Origin of the sequence: Pragia fontium (assembly GCF_900638655.1) — a bacterium.
Lineage (GTDB): Bacteria > Pseudomonadota > Gammaproteobacteria > Enterobacterales > Enterobacteriaceae > Pragia > Pragia fontium.
Genome location: NZ_LR134531.1, coordinates 1,425,208 through 1,443,234, shown reverse-complemented (window position 1 = coordinate 1,443,234; position 18,027 = coordinate 1,425,208). Strand labels below are relative to the sequence as shown.

Here is an 18,027-nt window from a genome sequence, read left to right as displayed (position 1 = left end):
TCTTCTCCTCGATTAAAAGCAATGCTCAGTCCTATGACCGAGCATTGCACAGAAATAAATTCCCTATCGCACCAACATAGTGCAAATTCACGACTATGATCGTAAGTATTACGATAAATAATGCGCAAGTAAGCCAACTCACTGATAAAAATTCTGGCTTAATTCTTGCTTAAATTAATCTGAACAAGTTTTAATAAATTCAATGACAACAACACAAGAGAGATAACGATGTGTTCAATATTTGGTGTACTCGATATTAAATCTGACCCCATTGAGCTACGTAAGAAGGCCTTAGAGATGTCCCGTCTGATGCGCCACCGTGGTCCTGACTGGTCGGGCATATTTGCCTCTGACACAGCAATACTGGCTCATGAACGTTTATCTATTGTCGGTGTTAATCATGGCGCTCAGCCCCTTTATAATGCAGCTCATACTCATGTATTGGCCGTCAATGGTGAAATTTATAATCACCAGGAATTACGTCGCCAGCTGCAAGATAAATACGAATTCCAGACTGAATCTGACTGCGAAGTGATCTTGGCGCTGTATCAGGAAAAAGGCATCGATTTTCTCGATGATTTACAGGGTATGTTTGCCTTTATTCTGTATGACAGCACCAATAACAGCTATCTGCTAGGCCGCGATCATGTCGGTATTATCCCTATGTATACCGGTCATGATGAACACGGTAACTTTTATGTTGCTTCAGAAATGAAAGCGCTGGTTCCGGTTTGTAAAACGCTCAAAGAATTTCCGGCCGGAAGTTATTTGTCCAGTCATGACCATAAAATCCAACGTTACTATCAACGTGATTGGATGGAATATGACAGTGTTAAAGATAATGTCACCGATGCTTATGAGTTACGCAATGCCTTGGAAGAGTCGGTAAAGAGCCATTTAATGTCCGATGTGCCCTACGGCGTGCTGTTATCTGGCGGTCTTGATTCATCGGTAATTTCAGCCATCACCAAAAAATATGCGGCTCGTCGTATTGAAGACGGCGAACGCAGCGAAGCCTGGTGGCCACAACTTCACTCCTTTGCGGTTGGCCTTGAAGGATCGCCGGACTTAGCGGCAGCGCAAGAAGTCGCCCATCACCTTGGAACCGTACATCATGAGATTCACTTTACGGTTCAGGAAGGTATGGATGCCATTCGCGATGTGATTTACCACATCGAAACTTATGATGTGACCACCATTCGCGCCTCAACGCCAATGTACCTAATGGCACGTAAGATTAAAGCAATGGGCATCAAAATGGTCCTGTCCGGCGAAGGTGCCGACGAAGTCTTTGGTGGCTACCTCTACTTCCATAAGGCACCAAACGCCAAAGAGTTCCATGAAGAAACCGTCCGTAAGCTGCTGGCGCTACATATGTATGACTGTGCCCGAGCCAATAAAGCCATGGCGGCTTGGGGAGTGGAAGCGCGAGTACCGTTTCTGGACAAAAAATTTCTTGATGTTGCGATGCATATCAATCCTAAAGACAAGATGTGCGGTAATGGCAAGATGGAGAAACACATCATTCGTGAATGCTTTGAATCCTATCTCCCTGCCAGCGTAGCATGGCGTCAAAAAGAACAATTTTCTGACGGCGTGGGATACAGCTGGATTGATAGTTTGAAAGAAGTGGCAAACAACCAAATTAATACTCAACAGTTGGAAAATGCCAAGTTCCGTTTTCCTTACAATACGCCCACCTCTAAGGAGGCTTATCTGTATCGTGAAATCTTTGAAGAACTCTTTCCGCTGCCGAGCGCCGCAGAATGTGTACCCGGTGGCCCATCCGTCGCTTGTTCTTCTGCTAAAGCCATTGAATGGGATGAATCATTCAAAAAAATGGATGACCCATCAGGACGCGCGGTAGGTGTTCATCAATCTGCTTATAAAAAATAATGCAGATTAAACAAAGATCATAACGGGCTAGATATAGCTCGTTATTATTTTGACCACCATCCAACCGTCGTTAAAAAATAGAAATAGGCCTTTTTTTGTCTCTTTTATCGACATATCGGTTATAAGCCAAACAATCAGACAAAAGTAAGGCCGATATAAGCAAAAACTTGTTGACGATCGGTATTCAGATACGCATAATGCGCCCCGCAACGCCGTTGAAGGTTAAGCAAATGTATGGCTACGTAGCTCAGCTGGTTAGAGCACATCACTCATAATGATGGGGTCACAGGTTCAAATCCCGTCGTAGCCACCATTCGCGGGAGTGGCGAAATTGGTAGACGCACCAGATTTAGGTTCTGGCGCCGCAAGGTGTGCGAGTTCAAGTCTCGCCTCCCGCACCATTTTCCTTCAATAGTAATGCTCGGGTGGGGTATCGCCAAGCGGTAAGGCAACGGGTTTTGATCCCGTCATCCCCAGGTTCGAATCCTGGTACCCCAGCCATTTTTCTTTTTATGCTTGTATAAGCAGCTCGGAAATATTCTCCATTGGGGTATCGCCAAGCGGTAAGGCAACGGGTTTTGATCCCGTCATTCCCAGGTTCGAATCCTGGTACCCCAGCCATTTCCTCTCCTGATTTATTTTTCTCTGATTTTACTTCAATCATTTTTCCCGATCTCATTTATCCCTTTTAGGTTTCCCCCTCTTCTCTCTGACTAAAATTTCGCCAGAAAAACGCCGTAATAAGAAAATCTCTCTATTTTGCGCTATAAAGCGGATCAAAACCTTGACGAAAACGGCACAGATACGCATAATGCGCACCTTAACGTTGTTGAAGGTTAAGCAGAAGTTTGGCTACGTAGCTCAGCTGGTTAGAGCACATCACTCATAATGATGGGGTCACAGGTTCAAATCCCGTCGTAGCCACCATTCGCGGGAGTGGCGAAATTGGTAGACGCACCAGATTTAGGTTCTGGCGCCGCAAGGTGTGCGAGTTCAAGTCTCGCCTCCCGCACCATTCTCCTTCAATAACATTATTCTGGTGGGGTATCGCCAAGCGGTAAGGCAACGGGTTTTGATCCCGTCATCCCCAGGTTCGAATCCTGGTACCCCAGCCATTTCTTTATGTTATGGTCTTCCAGATATAAAAAAACTCGCTAATGCGAGTTTTTTTATATCTATTTTTCAGTGACGTAAATACCGCTTACAAGCCCAGAGCATATTTTAACGCCCATTCTTTTATCTTACCTGAACGCTGAGCCGCCATTAACGCCACATTACGCAGTAAGCGCAACGGCGGTAGCTGATTACTGAACGCCGAATAAAAAATATCCATCCCCGCCTGCATTAGCTGATTATCCGGATAACGCCGACATTGATAACAACCTAATACGGCATCTTGTGCATAGTCTTCGCCTTTCTTACGCGCCGCTAGTAGTACATTTAGCAGTGTATCAACATCTCGATATCCCAAATTAACCCCCTGCCCGGCCAACGGGTTAATGGTATGGGCCGCATCACCAATTAATACCACCCCGGATTTGAAATACTGCTGGGCATGACGCCTGACTAAAGGAAAAGAAGCCGCAGCCTTCACGGTCACCTGTCCTAATCGCTCCGGAAACGCCTGGAGAATCTCTTTTTGCAGTTCAGCTAGCGTCATCGCTTGAAGCTGACGAATACGCGCGGGAGAATCATACCAGACCAAAGAAGCATACTGGTCGAATAGCGGTAAAAAGGCGCGCGGTCCGGACGGATAAAACTGTTGCCAAGTCGCATCTTGTTGAGGCTGTTCAGTCTCAACGGTGATCAGCATACAGGATTGGCGATACTGCCATCCGGTCACACCAATACCGGCAAATTTGCGTACCATAGAATTGGCTCCATCGGCGCCAATCACCAATGGAGAACGCAGGTGCTCCCCACTATTCAGTATCAATTCCCACTGATGAGCCTGTTGCGTCGATCGCGTCATTGATACTAATTGAGATGGGCAATACAAATGAAGAGAAGTATATTGTGGAAACTGTTGCCATAGTCCCAACTGCAACAGTCGATTCTCCACCATAAATCCTAGTTCGGGTAATGAGAGAGACTCGGCATCAAAAACCACCTTAGACTCATTCCATTCCCAAGTTTCCAATTTACGGTAAGGCGTCACACGCATCTTAGCGGTATCCTGCCATGCCCCTAAACGACGCAGTAAATTAACTGAGGTACAGCCAATTGCCGAAATTCGTATATCCGGTTCACTGTTTGGTACAAACGGCTCAGGATGTTCATGTTCAATTACCGCGACATGCCAACCGGCTTGTGCCAGCCCTAATGCCGCTGCCGCGCCGACCATTCCACCGCCAATAATAATGGCGTCATAATCTTTTATCGTGCTTTTCATGTCGTTACCACGCAACGATTAAACCCTACTGAAACAGAGTGTACCGGATTTTTACAATTCCTTCAGCGTTGAAGATATTCAATCACTGGTCACGGAGCCAACAAACCATTACAATACGCGCCCTGCATAGGGTTTAACCTGTACTGAGTAACGAATCAATGACTAAGAAACTGTATATAAAAACCTGGGGCTGTCAGATGAATGAATATGATTCATCTAAAATAGCCGATTTACTCGAAAGCACCCATGGCTTTCAGTTGACTGAAATTGCTGAAGAGGCGGATATTCTGTTGCTGAATACCTGTTCTATTCGTGAAAAAGCACAGGAAAAGGTGTTCCATCAGTTAGGCCGCTGGAAAACCTTTAAGGATACCAAACCCGATTTAATTATCGGTGTGGGTGGGTGCGTTGCCTCTCAAGAGGGCGACCATATTCGTCAACGCGCACCGTTTGTTGACGTTATTTTTGGACCACAAACCCTGCACCGTCTGCCGGAAATGATTAACAGATCCAGCGCGACTCGTAGTCCGGTGGTTGACATTAGTTTCCCGGAAGTTGAAAAATTCGATCGCTTGCCTGAGCCTAAAGCCGAAGGCCCAACCGCCTTCGTTTCCATTATGGAAGGCTGTAATAAATATTGTACTTACTGCGTAGTACCTTATACCCGTGGTGAGGAAGTCAACCGCCCATGTGATGATGTGCTGTTTGAAATCGCCCAATTGGCGGCGCAAGGCGTGCGGGAAGTCAACCTGCTGGGTCAAAACGTTAATGCTTACCGCGGCCCCTCTTTTGACGGCGGCATTTGCACTTTTGCCGAATTATTACGTTTGGTCGCCAGCATCGATGGGATTGACCGTATCCGCTTTACCACCAGCCATCCGATAGAGTTTACCGACGATATTATCGAAGTGTATAAAGATACGCCTGAACTGGTGAGCTTCTTACACTTGCCGGTACAAAGCGGTTCCGATCGTATTCTAAATATGATGAGCCGTACTCATACTGCGTTAGAATATAAATCGATTATTCGTAAATTACGCGCCGCTCGTCCAGATATTCAAATCAGTTCAGACTTTATCGTTGGCTTCCCGGGCGAAACCCAGCAAGACTTCGAACAAACCATGAAGCTGATTGCCGATGTCAATTTCGATATGAGTTACAGCTTTATTTTCTCTGCCCGCCCAGGAACCCCGGCAGCGGATATGGTGGATGACGTTACGGAAGAAGAGAAAAAGCAGCGTTTATATATTCTACAGGAACGCATCAACCAGCAAGCCATGCAATACAGCCGTCGTATGCAAGGCACTGTACAACGGATTCTGGTGGAAGGAACGTCGCGTAAAAGTATTATGGAGTTATCCGGACGTACCGAAAATAACCGCGTGGTCAACTTCGAAGGCTCACCGGATATGATCGGTAAATTCGTTGATGTGGAAATTATTGACGTTTATCCAAACTCATTACGTGGCAAGTTGGTAAGAACAGAGCAGGAAATGAATTTACGCATTCAAGAATCGCCTGAAGCCGTTATTGCCAGAACCCGTAAAGAAGATGAGTTAGGCGTAGGGCAATATCAGCCTTAATCCCCCCTTCTCTATTGAGTATCTAAAAATCCGCAGTTTAAAAGCTGCGGATTTTTGCATTTGATACCCTGACGATCTAAATAGTGTCTGAAATCAACGATGAATATGTTCTGCATAATCCATCGATTTATGCAGCACCCGTAATACCGAAATTACATCATGCTGTACACGATAAAAGACGATATGAGACTCAACCTTATAACCCATCAAATCTTCAGCCAAATGAAAATAGTGAATGCCTGACCGAGGAAAATCAGCCAATTTATTCAAAGCAGCATCAATACGTCTGATATACCGTTCTGCTTTAATCTGGCCAAATTCTCGATGGCTATACTCATAAATATTTTCCAGATCGCTAATCGCTTTTGGCGTTAAGCGTACCTCTTTACTTTTCAGCATCCTTTAATTGATTCATCCTGCGTATAAAGTCCTGACTATTCCACGTCACAGCCTCACCGCTTTGCTCACCTTCATCAATTAATTGGCGCAGAAGCGTCAGCTGCGAAGCCGCATATTTTTCCTGTAACATCCGAAGTCCCTCACGAACTACTTCACTGTTAGTTTGATAAATGCCCGCTTCCACGAGCCCTTCAACGAATTGGCGCAATTCTTCTCCTGGGGTGATGGTCATTGTGCGTGCCATGTTAGAGACCTCTTTATTCAATTAAAAGTGTAAGACATAATCTTACTTGTTAATTTAGATAAGCTACGCAAACTTTTCAATACGCATACAGGTAACAACATCAAAATACTGAACATGATTGCGATTTTCTCTATGGGCTCATACTATTATTTAAATAAATATTGGCGATTGTTGGCTTAAATTGCCGCTGTGGCTGAGGCAAAATTATTTCAACGGTTGCGAATTTGAAATCAGCCATGAATAATGCGCTAAGTTATCTATAATCAAGATAAAAGTGTTTACCGTGAAACCCTGTTTCGCGCTTTACTTCACTAAATAAGAGGTCTGGACTTGAAGATTGACTCCCTGGAAGTTTTGCTTGAACCCGCAGACAACGAACGTCTGAACAGCTTATGTGGCCCATTTGATGACAACATCAAGCAACTGGAAAGGCGTCTTGGTATTGAAATTAACCATCGTGATAACAAGTTCACGCTGGTAGGTAAATCCTCTTGTGTCAACGTTGCTAAAGATATCCTGCTTACTTTATACGTTGATACGGCCCCCATTCGCGGCATTATTGCAGATATTGAGCCTGACCAGATTCACTTGGCAATCAAAGAATCTGGCGTGTTAGAGCAAATTGCCGACTCAGTCCCCGATTATGGCAAGGCCGTTATTATTAAAACTAAACGCGGTATGATAAAACCGCGTACGCCGAATCAGGCGCAATATATTGCCAATATTCTCGATCATGATATTACTTTTGGGGTTGGCCCAGCCGGTACCGGTAAAACCTATCTGGCCGTTGCCGCAGCGGTTGATGCCCTTGAGCGTCAGGAAATTCGACGGATTTTGTTAACCCGCCCAGCGGTTGAGGCCGGAGAAAAACTCGGCTTTTTACCCGGTGATTTAAGCCAGAAAGTCGATCCTTACTTACGCCCACTGTACGATGCCCTGTTTGAAATGCTAGGCTTCGAACGGGTAGAAAAGCTAATGGAGCGCAATGTGATTGAAGTGGCGCCTTTAGCCTATATGCGTGGACGTACGCTAAACGATGCCTTTATTATTCTGGATGAAAGCCAAAACACCTCTATCGAACAGATGAAGATGTTCTTAACCCGTATTGGCTTTAACTCTAAAGCGGTCATTACCGGCGATGTGACACAAATCGACCTACCGCGTAATCAAAAGTCAGGCTTGCGTCATGCGATTGAGGTATTATCCGACGTCGATGAAATTAGCTTTAACTTCTTTCATAGTGAAGACGTTGTTCGCCACCCGGTTGTGGCCCGCATTGTCGTGGCTTATGAAGCCTGGGAAGCGGAAGAACAAAAGCGCAAAGATGCACTGGCAGAACAACGCAAACGTGAATATCAACAGACCTCTGCGTCTGATGCTCAATAATTTAAGGTTGTCATGAACCACGTGATTTTAGATTTACAAATAGCCTGCGAAAATCAGCAGGGACTTCCGAGTGAAGAAGAAGTACAACGCTGGCTGGATGCGGCAGTACTTCCTTTTCAACAGGAAGCCGAAGTAACGGTACGTTTAGTTGATGTGGATGAAAGCCACCAGCTTAACCATACTTATCGAAGCATGGATAAACCAACTAATGTGTTGTCATTTCCTTTTGAAGCGCCGCCGGGAATGGAGATGCCTTTATTAGGCGATCTGGTCATTTGCCGTCAGGTGGTGGAAACTGAAGCCACAGAACAAAATAAAATTTTACTCGCTCATTGGGCGCATATGGTTGTTCATGGTAGCCTCCATCTGTTAGGGTATGACCACATCACCGATGATGATGCGGAAGAAATGGAGTCTTTAGAAACTGAGATTATGCAAGAGTTAGGTTATTCTGACCCCTATGCCTCAGAAAAAGACGCAATTTAACTAACTAATAAAGTATGCATGAGCGACGATCATTCACAAAACAACGATAGCCCTGGACCCAAAAAGGGCTTCTTTTCACTTATTCTTGGCCAATTTTTTCACGGCGAACCTAAAAATCGCGGCGATCTAGTTGAGCTTATCCGAGATTCAGAGCAAAACGATCTGATCGACCCAGACACCCGCGATATGCTGGAAGGCGTCATGGATATCGCTGAGCAGCGCGTACGCGATATCATGATCCCACGTTCCCAGATGATTACCTTAAAGCGTAATCAACCGCTGGAAGAGTGCCTGGACGTGATTATTGAATCAGCCCACTCCCGTTTTCCGGTTATCAGCGAAGACAAAGACCATATTGAAGGCATTTTGATGGCAAAAGATTTATTGCCATTTATGAGTAAAGATTCTCAGCCATTCAGTATTGATAAAGTTCTGCGTCCTGCCGTGGTGGTACCTGAAAGCAAACGCGTCGATCGCATGCTCAAAGAGTTCCGCTCACAGCGTTATCATATGGCTATTGTCATTGATGAATTTGGCGGGGTCTCGGGTTTAGTGACCATCGAAGATATTCTGGAATTAATCGTGGGTGAAATCGAGGATGAATATGACGACGTGGAAGACCGTGACGTACGCCAACTCAGCCGCCACACTTTCACCGTCAGAGCGCTAACGCCAATTGAAGAGTTTAATGAAATTTTCTCAACCAACTTCAGTGATGAAGAGGTCGATACCATTGGTGGCTTGATTATGCAGGCCTTTGGTCATTTACCATCAAGAGGCGAGATTATTTCTATTGAAGGCTACCAGTTTAAGGTTGCCATGGCGGATAGCCGGCGAATTATTCAGGTTCACGTTACGATTCCAAATGAATCGCCTCAACCACAATTAGAAGACTAGAGAAAACATGGCCCTAGCCCATACATTTAATCGCCAGTGGATCCGTTTACTGCTGGCGCTAATTTTAGGTGCCTGCGGCACGCTCTCTTTATCTCCATTTAACTTATGGCCATTGGCACTGGTTTCGTTGTGCGGTTTACTGGTTCTTACGTTAAACCGCTTACCTAAGCAAGCCATGAAAATAGGGTTCTGCTGGGGGTTAGGCTTATTTGGTTCAGGTGTGCACTGGGTTTATGTCAGTATCGCTGAATTTGGTGAACTTCCCCTACCGATCAGCATTGGACTGGTGGTATTACTTGCCGCCTATTTATCGCTTTACCCCATGTTATTTAGCTGGTTACTTAGCAAATTCTGGCCTGAAACCACATTTTGGCGTTTGGCTTTGGCTGCGCCGGCGCTGTGGCAGATTACCGAGTTTTTGCGCGGTTGGGTATTTACCGGTTTCCCATGGATACAGTTCGGTTATAGCCAAATTGATGGCCCACTAAAAGGTATTGCTCCCATTCTGGGTGTCGATGCCATAACCATGCTGATGATGGCCATTAGCGGGTTACTGGTCTTAGCTGCCTGTCAGCGTAAAATCATCCCGGCTATTATTGCGGTACTCTGCGTACTGCTTGCTTGGCCGTTAAAGCAAATACAGTGGTTCACCAATCAACCCGATCGTGCCGTTGATATTGCTTTAGTTCAGGGAAACATTGCCCAGTCTTTAAAATGGAATCCTAACCAGTTATTGCCAACCCTTGAAGCCTATGTCAACGAATCTAAGCCTTACTTGGGTAAAGCTCGCATTATTATCTGGCCCGAGGCGGCTATTCCTGACATTGAAACCAGACAGGCATCATTTCTGACTATGTTGGATCGCAATTTCCGCGAAAATAATTCAACTCTGATTACCGGCATTATCGATTATCGCGCTACACCACAGCGTGCGGATTACTACAATACATTGATTGTCTTGGGTAATGAGCAGCCTTATCAATATACCGGGACCAATCGTTATAATAAGCACCATCTGGTTATTTTCGGTGAATATGTGCCTTTTGAATCGATACTTCGCCCTTTGGCGGCTCTTTTTGACCTCCCCATGTCATCAATTAGTGAAGGCGGCTATCTGCAACCACCTGTTGATGCTGCCGGGTACAACATTACCAGCGTGATCTGTTATGAAGTGATTATTGGTCAGCAAGTACGCGATAATTTTACCCCAAACACCGACTTCTTATTAACAATCTCTAATGATGCCTGGTTTGGTGATTCCATTGGCCCTTGGCAGCATTTACAAATGGCACAAATGAGAGCGCTGGAGCTAGGACGCCCCATGCTACGAGGCACCAATACCGGCGTAACGGCCGCCATCGATGCCAACGGTGATATCATTGCCAGCCTTCCGCAATTTACGCGTCAAGTGCTTGAAATCAAAGTTGCCCCCTCTACCGGTCTCACACCTTATGCACGTTGGGGATCAATGCCATTATGGCTACTTACGCTATTGCTTGCAGCCAGCGCTTATTTCTTTGCCCACCGCACCAATAAACGTTAATGCCCCTACTCTAAAAAGCCGCTTTATTGAATAGGTAAAGCGGCTTTTGCTATTTTGTCCATTAACACTCATCCAATAACCAGACATACTCCCTATTCTGCCGCTCCCCTTGTGTTGTCTCACCGACCTATCTCTAACTCTCTTTAATATTGCTAATTAAACAATAAATTAACATCTTTTAGACTTGGCATGCACCTTGCAGTATCTCTATTGAAACCGCAAAAAGGTCAGAAATAATCCTGAAATTTCCGGTTGTTAAGCGATATATGCACGCTACCAGTGCGAAGCTGCACCAAAAAAGAGCAGACATGTGAAATCGCTCACTAATAGTGCAAATTACCAGTAAACAAAGAGTTAATAATTTTACACATACGTAGCATTAAACTACATTTTAATTACGGCATTGGCGGCCAGGGCGCCGACTAATGAGCAATAAAGACGGTTACATCATCATACTGATAACAATGAAGGAGTAAGTCATGCAATTACGCAAGTTGGCACTACCGCTAGTTTTAATGGGTCTGACAAGTACTGCTCTCCATGCTGAAGATTTAGATGGTACGCTAAAAAAAATTAAAGACAGCGGCGTTATTACCGTTGGCCACCGTGAATCCTCCGTTCCTTTCTCCTATTACGATAATCAGCAGAATGTTGTAGGTTATTCACAGGATTACTCCAACCTGATTGTTGATGCGGTAAAGAAGAAACTGGATATGCCAAATCTACAAGTTAAGCTGATTCCAATTACCTCGCAAAACCGAATTCCTTTACTGCAGAACGGGACTTTTGACTTTGAGTGCGGTTCGACCACTAACAACCTTGAACGCCAAAAACAGGTTGATTTCTCCAATACGCTGTTTGTTGTGGGGACGCGTTTGCTGGTTAAGAAAGGCGGTGATATTAAAGACTTTGCCGACCTGAAAGATAAAAACGTTGCGGTCACTTCAGGCACCACCTCAGAAACCATTCTGAATAAGCTCAACGATTCCGATAAACTGAATATGAAAATCATCAGCGCCAAAGACCACGGTGATGCCTTCCGCACCGTAGAAAGTGGTCGCGCCGTTGCCTTTATGATGGATGATGCCTTATTAGCCGGTGAACGCGCTAAAGCCAAAAAACCCGATCAGTGGGAAATCGCTGGTAAACCACAATCTTTCGAAGCCTATGGCTGTATGTTGCGTAAAGGCGATAGCCAGTTTAAGAAGTTGATGGATGAAACCATTGCTCACGCACAAACCTCCGGTGCGGCTGAAAAATCTTACGACAAATGGTTCAAACAACCGGTTCCACCAAAAGGTCTGAACCTGAACTTTACGCTGTCTGAAGACATGAAAAAGCTGTTTAAAGCACCAAACGATAAAGCCCTGAACTAACCAAGTTACATCGCAGTTATCGGCTCTGTGTTAGCGCTCTTTATCCCATTATTAGGGATAAAGAGCCGCTAATAAGAATAAAAAATAAGGGCTAAGTTATGTTTGGAAATTGGAATTGGGGAATCTTCTTTGAACAGGCCCCTTTTGGTAATACGACTTATCTGGACTGGCTGTGGGCCGGGTTTCAGGTTACGGTAGCGTTGTCGGTCTGTTCATGGATTCTGGCATTTATCCTGGGATCGCTGTTTGGTATTTTACGTACTGTTCCCAATCGCATCCTCTCGGCAATCGGCACGCTATATGTTGCCCTATTTCGTAACGTTCCTCTGATTGTGCAATTCTTTATCTGGTACCTATTGGTACCTGAACTGTTACCCGCATCAATCGGTGATTGGTTTAAGGGTGAGCTGGATCCAAACATTCAGTTCTTTATTGTCTCGGTTTGCTGCCTTGGCTTCTTTACCGGTGCTCGGGTATGTGAACAGGTTAGAACCGCCATTCTATCTCTGCCTCGGGGACAAAAAGGCGCAGGCCTTGCGTTAGGCTTGACGTTACCTCAAACCTATCGTTATGTCTTGTTGCCCAATGCTTACCGCATCATTATTCCACCATTGACGTCTGAAATGCTGAACATGGTGAAAAACTCCGCCGTTGCATCAACCATTGGTCTGATTGAACTTTCTGCACAGGCTAACAAACTGCTGGAATACTCCGGCTATGCCTATGAGTCATTCCTCGCCGTTACCATCGCTTACATCATCATTAACATTGTGGTTATGCGTCTGATGAAACTGGTTGAGAAGAAGACCCGTCTGCCTGGAACCTTTGGAGGTGAATGATGCTTGAATTTGACTGGAGTACAATTATTCCGAGCATGCCTTACCTTCTGGAAGGCATGTGGGTAACGTTAAAAATTGCCATCAGCGCTATCGTATTTGGTATTGCCTGGGGAACTGCACTGGCAATTTTCCGTCTGGCGCCGCCTCCCTTCCGTTGGATTAGCCTGCTTGCTGCGGCCTATGTTAATACCTTCCGCTCAATTCCATTAGTCATGGTATTAATGTGGTTCTATCTGATTGTGCCTCAGCTCTTACAGAAATTTCTGGGGCTGTCACCACAAACGGATATTCGCTTTATTTCTGCGGTCATTGCTTTCTCGCTGTTCGAAGCAGCCTACTATTCCGAGATTATTCGAGCCGGCCTGCAAAGCATCGCCAAAGGACAGAACTCTGCGGCACTGGCATTAGGTATGACACCGTGGCAATCAATGCGACTGGTTATCTTACCTCAAGCATTTAAAGCCATGACGCCACTATTGCTGACCCAAGGCATTATTCTGTTTCAGGATACCGCACTGGTTTACGTTATCGGACTGGCAGACTTCTTCCGCAGTGCAACTAACGTAGGAAAAACCTCAGGAACCGAAATTGAGATGGTTTTATTTGCCGGTTTCGTCTACTTTATCATTTGTTTATCCGCCTCCTTACTTGTAACTTATATGAAAAAAAGGACGACAGTTTGATGATTTCCTTAAAACATGTTTCTAAATGGTATGACCGTTTTCAGGTGTTGTCAGATTGCACAACCGAAGTGAAAAAGGGCGAAGTTGTTGTGGTATGTGGGCCTTCCGGCTCAGGTAAATCAACGCTGATTAAAACCGTTAACGGCCTTGAGCCAATTCAGGAAGGAACCATTATGGTAGACGGTATCGTGGTTAACGATCCGAAAACCAATCTGGCTCAGTTACGTGCTCGCGTGGGCATGGTATTCCAACACTTTGAACTGTTTCCTCACCTGTCAATTATTGAAAACTTAACCTTAGCGCAAGTGAAGGTACTGAACCGAAGTAAAGCTGAAGCCGAGAAAAAAGGCCTGGCATTGCTGGATCGCGTTGGTTTGTCGAGCCATGCCCATAAGTTCCCTAGTCAGCTTTCTGGCGGTCAACAACAGCGTGTTGCCATCGCCCGAGCCTTATGTATGGATCCAATCGCCATGCTGTTTGATGAACCTACCTCAGCACTCGATCCTGAAATGATTAATGAAGTGCTGGACGTGATGGTTGAGTTGGCTTATGAAGGCATGACCATGATGGTGGTAACCCATGAAATGGGATTTGCCAAGAAAGTGGCTCACCGGATCTTATTTATGGATGAAGGTAAAATTGTGGAAGATACCAAGAAGGATGACTTCTTCAATAACCCACAATCCGAACGGGCAAAGGACTTCCTTGCTAAAATTCTGCACTAAAAGAGCCTTGTTTACTCCCCCGCTGTTAAAGCGGGGGTTTCATTGCTAATCAATCGTGGGATTAATAGCACATAACGCCTCTCAGAAATCCTAACCTTTGGTAGACTGCGGTCTCGCCCTATTCCAAGGCTACTCCTTAATTTATAACCATAATTGACTATGCGCACCGAGCTTCAAATCCTTTATCGAGCAATACAACAATTTCTGATCTATTCACTGGCTGCTGCACTGACAATTGGCATGCTGTTTATGGACGCTATTTTTATGGGTAGTAAACTGCAAGAGTTCTCTTTTGTAGAAATCACTCAGGAAATAATGTTATTACTGATTGTTATTCTATTTTTGAAGCTGGCATATCAAAAGCCAGACATCAGAAATTCCAGTGTCCTCATCGCCGGTTTTTTTGCCTGTATGTTTATCCGGGAACTGGACAGCATTTTTGACCTGATTATCCATGGCTTCTGGATTTATCCAGCGATGGCTATCGCTGTTACAGGCCTGATTTATGCCGCTCTTAATATCAAGAATACCCTGATTCAACTGGCAAATTTTACCCGTTCACCTAACTACGGATTCATGATTTCTGGATTAATTTGTATTCTGGTGTTTTCACGCCTGTTTGGTATGAAATATCTATGGTTCACCCTCCATCCAGAACAGTCCGAATATTTAATGTACAACGTCAAGAGCATTGTTGAAGAAGGTGCCGAGTTATTCGGTTACTCACTCTGTTTTATCGCCAGCCTGTGTTACTACAGTGAAATAAAAGATAATCGTCAAATTCTCCCGCTAAACAGCCAAAATTGAAAAGTCCATAGCCTTTTCTGATGAATATTTAACACAAAAACCATTTACGTTGCGTTTGAGTATTGTTGCGGCTAGCGCTTATCGGCTATTCTATGGAGATCTATTTCCCAATTACAGATAATTGCTGAAACTGTCATCCTTGAGAGTGACTTAGCAATATTGATAAACAGAAGGACGATGCGTCGCCATGCAAGAGCAATACCGCCCGGAAGAGATTGAATCTCACGTACAAAGCCACTGGCAAGAAAACAAAACTTTTCAGGTCACTGAAGATCCGACCAAAGAAAAATATTACTGCCTTTCCATGTTGCCATACCCTTCCGGTCGACTGCATATGGGCCACGTTCGTAACTACACGATTGGCGATGTTATTTCCCGCTATCAGCGTATGTTGGGCAAAAACGTATTACAACCTATCGGCTGGGACGCATTCGGTCTTCCGGCTGAAGGGGCTGCGGTTAAAAATAATACTGCGCCAGCACCATGGACTTACGAAAATATCGCCTATATGAAAAACCAGCTAAAACTGCTGGGTTTTGGCTATGATTGGAGTCGTGAACTGGCTACCTGCGATCCTGACTATTACCGTTGGGAACAGTGGTTCTTCACCAAGCTGTATGAGAAAGGTCTGGTTTATAAGAAAACCTCTGCGGTTAACTGGTGCCCTAACGACCAAACCGTACTGGCCAATGAACAAGTGATTGAAGGCTGTTGCTGGCGTTGTGATACGCCAATTGAGCGTAAAGAAATTCCTCAATGGTTTATTAAAATTACCGCCTATGCCGATCAGTTATTAAACGATCTGGACACGCTGGAAAGCTGGCCTGAGCAGGTCAAAACCATGCAGCGTAACTGGATTGGCCGCTCTGAAGGAGTGGAAATCAAATTCGCAGTTGATGGTTTAGATCAAAACTTATCTATCTATACTACCCGCCCAGACACCTTTATGGGCGTCACCTATGTGGCGATTGCCGCGGGTCACCCGCTGGCCGCTCAGGCTGCCTTAAAGAACCCAGCGCTGGTTCCGTTTATCGAAGAATGCCGCAATACCAAAGTTGCCGAGGCCGAAATGGCCACCATGGAGAAGAAAGGCATTGCAACCGGCCTTTATGCAATTCACCCATTAACCGGTGAAAAAGTTGCCGTTTGGATCGCTAACTTTGTTCTGATGGATTACGGCACTGGTGCCGTTATGGCGGTACCGGGTCACGATGAACGTGATTGGGAATTTGCCACTAAATATAATCTGCCGATTAAGCCAGTGATTCTGGCTGCCGACGGAACTCCACCAGATTTATCCCAACAGGCCAGCACCGAAAAAGGCACACTGTTTAATTCTGGTGAATTCGACGGTCTTGATTTTGACGCAGCCTTTAACGCCATTGCTGACAAGCTGGTGGCGATGAACGTGGGTGAACGTAAGGTAAACTATCGTTTGCGCGACTGGGGTGTCTCACGCCAACGTTATTGGGGTTCCCCAATCCCAATGATGACCCTAGAAGATGGTACCGTTGTTCCGACGCCGGAAGATATGTTACCGGTGATTCTGCCGGAAGATGTCACCATGAACGGTATCACCAGTCCGATTAAAGCCGACCCAGAGTGGGCTAAAACCACTTATCATGGTCAGCCAGCGCTGCGTGAAACTGACACCTTTGATACCTTTATGGAATCTTCATGGTATTACGCGCGTTATACCTGCCCACAATATGATCAAGGCATGCTAGATCCGGCCGCAGCGAACTATTGGTTACCTGTCGATCAATACGTAGGCGGCATTGAACACGCCATTATGCACCTGATGTATTTCCGCTTCTTCCATAAGCTGATGCGCGATGCGGGTCTGGTGAACTCAGATGAACCTGCTAAGCGTCTGCTGTGTCAGGGCATGGTTTTGGCCGATGCATTTTACTATACCTCCAGCACCGGTGAACGTATTTGGATTTCGCCAAATGATGCCATCGTTGAGCGCGATGATAAGCAACGCATCGTAAAAGCGTTCGATAAAGAAGGTCGTGAACTGGTTTACACCGGTATGACTAAAATGTCGAAATCCAAGAATAACGGTATTGACCCACAGGAAATTGTAGAAAAATACGGTGCAGATACCGTTCGCCTGTTTATGATGTTTGCTTCACCGGCCGAAATGACGCTGGAATGGCAAGAGTCTGGAGTTGAAGGTGCTAACCGCTTCCTGAAACGTTTATGGCGTTTAGCTTACGAGCACACCGCGAAAGGCCCAACCTCTGCCATGGATGTTGCCAGCCTGAATGAAGATCAAAAAACATTACGCCGTGAACTGCATAAAACAATTGCAAAAGTAACTGACGATATTGGCCGTCGCCAAATCTTCAACACTGCTATTGCTGCCGTTATGGAATTAATGAACAAGCTGACTCGTGCTCCACAGGAAACAGAGCAGGATCGTGCGCTAATGCAAGAAGCCCTGTTGGCCGTGGTTCGTTTGCTATATCCATTTACACCGCACGTTAGTTTTAGCCTGTGGCAATCGCTAAAAGGTGAAGGGGATATCGATACCTCTCCTTGGCCGGTCGCTGACGAAGCCGCGATGGTAGAAGATGCCAAACTGGTTGTCGTTCAGATTAACGGTAAAGTAAGAGCGAAGATTACCGTTCCTGCCAATATTACCGAAGAGCAGGTTAAAGCAATTGCAACGGTTGAACCGCAAATCACTAAGTACCTTGAAGGTGTCTCTATCCGTAAAGTGATTTATGTACCTGGCAAACTTTTAAATCTGGTTGTTGGTTAAG

15 protein-coding genes and 7 tRNA genes are annotated in these 18,027 nt (G+C 45.3%); 19 read left to right on the top strand and 3 right to left on the bottom strand.

Going from position 1 to position 18,027, the window contains the following annotated elements; all coding sequences use genetic code 11:
• The first annotated feature begins 228 nt into the window (after positions 1–228).
• The 8 genes from asnB (at position 229) to EL341_RS06285 (ending at position 3,011) form a co-directional block, all read left to right on the top strand.
• Positions 229–1,896: an asparagine synthase B gene (asnB, locus tag EL341_RS06320; protein WP_126467372.1), complete on the top strand. Its 1,668-nt coding sequence runs from the start codon at positions 229–231 to the stop codon at positions 1,894–1,896.
• Between the two features lie 236 nt (positions 1,897–2,132).
• Positions 2,133–2,209, top strand: a tRNA-Met gene (locus tag EL341_RS06315).
• Between the two features lie 3 nt (positions 2,210–2,212).
• Positions 2,213–2,297, top strand: a tRNA-Leu gene (locus EL341_RS06310).
• A 25-nt stretch (positions 2,298–2,322) separates the two neighbouring features.
• Positions 2,323–2,397: transfer RNA gene (locus EL341_RS06305), tRNA-Gln, on the top strand.
• A 45-nt stretch (positions 2,398–2,442) separates the two neighbouring features.
• Positions 2,443–2,517, top strand: a tRNA-Gln gene (locus EL341_RS06300).
• A gap of 229 nt (positions 2,518–2,746) precedes the next feature.
• Positions 2,747–2,823: transfer RNA gene (locus EL341_RS06295), tRNA-Met, on the top strand.
• 3 nt (positions 2,824–2,826) lie between these two features.
• Positions 2,827–2,911, top strand: a tRNA-Leu gene (locus EL341_RS06290).
• Positions 2,912–2,936: 25 nt separating this feature from the next.
• A tRNA-Gln gene (locus EL341_RS06285) sits at positions 2,937–3,011 on the top strand.
• Between the two features lie 86 nt (positions 3,012–3,097).
• Here EL341_RS06285 and ubiF read toward each other — a convergent pair.
• On the bottom strand, positions 3,098–4,288 hold the full coding sequence (ubiF, locus tag EL341_RS06280; protein ID WP_126467370.1) for a 3-demethoxyubiquinol 3-hydroxylase: 1,191 nt from the start codon (positions 4,286–4,288) through the stop codon (positions 3,098–3,100).
• Between the two features lie 158 nt (positions 4,289–4,446).
• Here ubiF and miaB point away from each other — a divergent pair, with 158 nt between their 5' ends.
• Complete coding sequence (gene miaB / locus EL341_RS06275; protein ID WP_126467368.1) at positions 4,447–5,871, top strand: tRNA (N6-isopentenyl adenosine(37)-C2)-methylthiotransferase MiaB; 1,425 nt, start codon at positions 4,447–4,449, stop codon at positions 5,869–5,871.
• Positions 5,872–5,964: 93 nt separating this feature from the next.
• On the opposite strand, the gene EL341_RS06270 is transcribed toward miaB, so the two are convergent.
• Entirely contained in the window at positions 5,965–6,270 is a 306-nt protein-coding gene (locus tag EL341_RS06270; RefSeq protein ID WP_126467366.1) for a type II toxin-antitoxin system RelE/ParE family toxin, read from the bottom strand.
• The gene (locus EL341_RS06265; RefSeq protein WP_047780617.1) at positions 6,257–6,514 is read right to left on the bottom strand and encodes a type II toxin-antitoxin system ParD family antitoxin; all 258 of its coding nucleotides are present in this window, start codon (positions 6,512–6,514) and stop codon (positions 6,257–6,259) included. The genes EL341_RS06270 and EL341_RS06265 overlap by 14 nt, the downstream gene beginning before the upstream one ends.
• Positions 6,515–6,844: 330 nt before the next feature.
• On the opposite strand from EL341_RS06265, the gene EL341_RS06260 reads away from it, so the two are divergent.
• The 10 genes from EL341_RS06260 to leuS all read left to right on the top strand — a co-directional run bounded on the left by EL341_RS06260 (position 6,845) and on the right by leuS (position 18,026).
• Positions 6,845–7,900, top strand: a complete 1,056-nt coding sequence (locus EL341_RS06260) for a PhoH family protein (protein ID WP_126467364.1) — start codon at positions 6,845–6,847, stop codon at positions 7,898–7,900.
• Between the two features lie 12 nt (positions 7,901–7,912).
• Positions 7,913–8,386 carry an rRNA maturation RNase YbeY gene (ybeY, locus tag EL341_RS17660; protein WP_047780615.1) on the top strand — a complete coding sequence of 158 codons (474 nt, stop codon included), beginning with the start codon at positions 7,913–7,915 and terminating at the stop codon, positions 8,384–8,386.
• Positions 8,387–8,404: 18 nt separating this feature from the next.
• Positions 8,405–9,283 carry a CNNM family magnesium/cobalt transport protein CorC gene (corC, locus tag EL341_RS17655; protein WP_047780614.1) on the top strand — a complete coding sequence of 293 codons (879 nt, stop codon included), beginning with the start codon at positions 8,405–8,407 and terminating at the stop codon, positions 9,281–9,283.
• A gap of 7 nt (positions 9,284–9,290) precedes the next feature.
• Positions 9,291–10,826: an apolipoprotein N-acyltransferase gene (lnt, locus tag EL341_RS06250; protein ID WP_126467362.1), complete on the top strand. Its 1,536-nt coding sequence runs from the start codon at positions 9,291–9,293 to the stop codon at positions 10,824–10,826.
• A 479-nt stretch (positions 10,827–11,305) separates the two neighbouring features.
• Complete coding sequence (locus tag EL341_RS06245; protein ID WP_126467359.1) at positions 11,306–12,202, top strand: glutamate/aspartate ABC transporter substrate-binding protein; 897 nt, start codon at positions 11,306–11,308, stop codon at positions 12,200–12,202.
• 98 nt (positions 12,203–12,300) lie between these two features.
• The gene (locus tag EL341_RS06240; protein ID WP_047780611.1) at positions 12,301–13,041 is read left to right on the top strand and encodes an amino acid ABC transporter permease; all 741 of its coding nucleotides are present in this window, start codon (positions 12,301–12,303) and stop codon (positions 13,039–13,041) included.
• Positions 13,041–13,724, top strand: coding sequence for a glutamate/aspartate ABC transporter permease GltK (gltK, locus tag EL341_RS06235; RefSeq protein ID WP_047780610.1), 684 nt, complete (start codon positions 13,041–13,043; stop codon positions 13,722–13,724). The genes EL341_RS06240 and gltK overlap by 1 nt, the downstream gene beginning before the upstream one ends.
• A complete protein-coding gene (locus EL341_RS06230) occupies positions 13,724–14,449 on the top strand; it encodes an amino acid ABC transporter ATP-binding protein (RefSeq protein WP_047780609.1) in 726 nt (241 codons plus the stop codon). The genes gltK and EL341_RS06230 overlap by 1 nt, the downstream gene beginning before the upstream one ends.
• A 159-nt stretch (positions 14,450–14,608) precedes the next feature.
• Entirely contained in the window at positions 14,609–15,256 is a 648-nt protein-coding gene (locus EL341_RS06225; RefSeq protein WP_074820934.1) for a hypothetical protein, read from the top strand.
• A 187-nt stretch (positions 15,257–15,443) separates the two neighbouring features.
• Positions 15,444–18,026: a leucine--tRNA ligase gene (leuS, locus tag EL341_RS06220; RefSeq protein WP_047780607.1), complete on the top strand. Its 2,583-nt coding sequence runs from the start codon at positions 15,444–15,446 to the stop codon at positions 18,024–18,026.
• Position 18,027: the final 1 nt, after the last annotated feature.

Bases quoted from the DNA above. Each gene is read 5' to 3' on its own strand.
- EL341_RS06270 (WP_126467366.1), bottom strand. From the start codon at position 6,270: ATGCTGAAAAGTAAAGAGGTACGCTTAACGCCAAAAGCGATTAGCGAT.
- EL341_RS06265 (WP_047780617.1), bottom strand. From the start codon at position 6,514: ATGGCACGCACAATGACCATCACCCCAGGAGAAGAATTGCGCCAATTC.
- corC (WP_047780614.1), top strand. From the start codon at position 8,405: ATGAGCGACGATCATTCACAAAACAACGATAGCCCTGGACCCAAAAAG.
- EL341_RS06230 (WP_047780609.1), top strand. From the start codon at position 13,724: ATGATTTCCTTAAAACATGTTTCTAAATGGTATGACCGTTTTCAGGTG.
- ubiF (WP_126467370.1), bottom strand. From the start codon at position 4,288: ATGAAAAGCACGATAAAAGATTATGACGCCATTATTATTGGCGGTGGA.
- miaB (WP_126467368.1), top strand. From the start codon at position 4,447: ATGACTAAGAAACTGTATATAAAAACCTGGGGCTGTCAGATGAATGAA.
- EL341_RS06225 (WP_074820934.1), top strand. From the start codon at position 14,609: ATGCGCACCGAGCTTCAAATCCTTTATCGAGCAATACAACAATTTCTG.
- asnB (WP_126467372.1), top strand. From the start codon at position 229: ATGTGTTCAATATTTGGTGTACTCGATATTAAATCTGACCCCATTGAG.
- EL341_RS06240 (WP_047780611.1), top strand. From the start codon at position 12,301: ATGTTTGGAAATTGGAATTGGGGAATCTTCTTTGAACAGGCCCCTTTT.
- EL341_RS06245 (WP_126467359.1), top strand. From the start codon at position 11,306: ATGCAATTACGCAAGTTGGCACTACCGCTAGTTTTAATGGGTCTGACA.
- lnt (WP_126467362.1), top strand. From the start codon at position 9,291: ATGGCCCTAGCCCATACATTTAATCGCCAGTGGATCCGTTTACTGCTG.
- leuS (WP_047780607.1), top strand. From the start codon at position 15,444: ATGCAAGAGCAATACCGCCCGGAAGAGATTGAATCTCACGTACAAAGC.
- gltK (WP_047780610.1), top strand. From the start codon at position 13,041: ATGCTTGAATTTGACTGGAGTACAATTATTCCGAGCATGCCTTACCTT.
- ybeY (WP_047780615.1), top strand. From the start codon at position 7,913: ATGAACCACGTGATTTTAGATTTACAAATAGCCTGCGAAAATCAGCAG.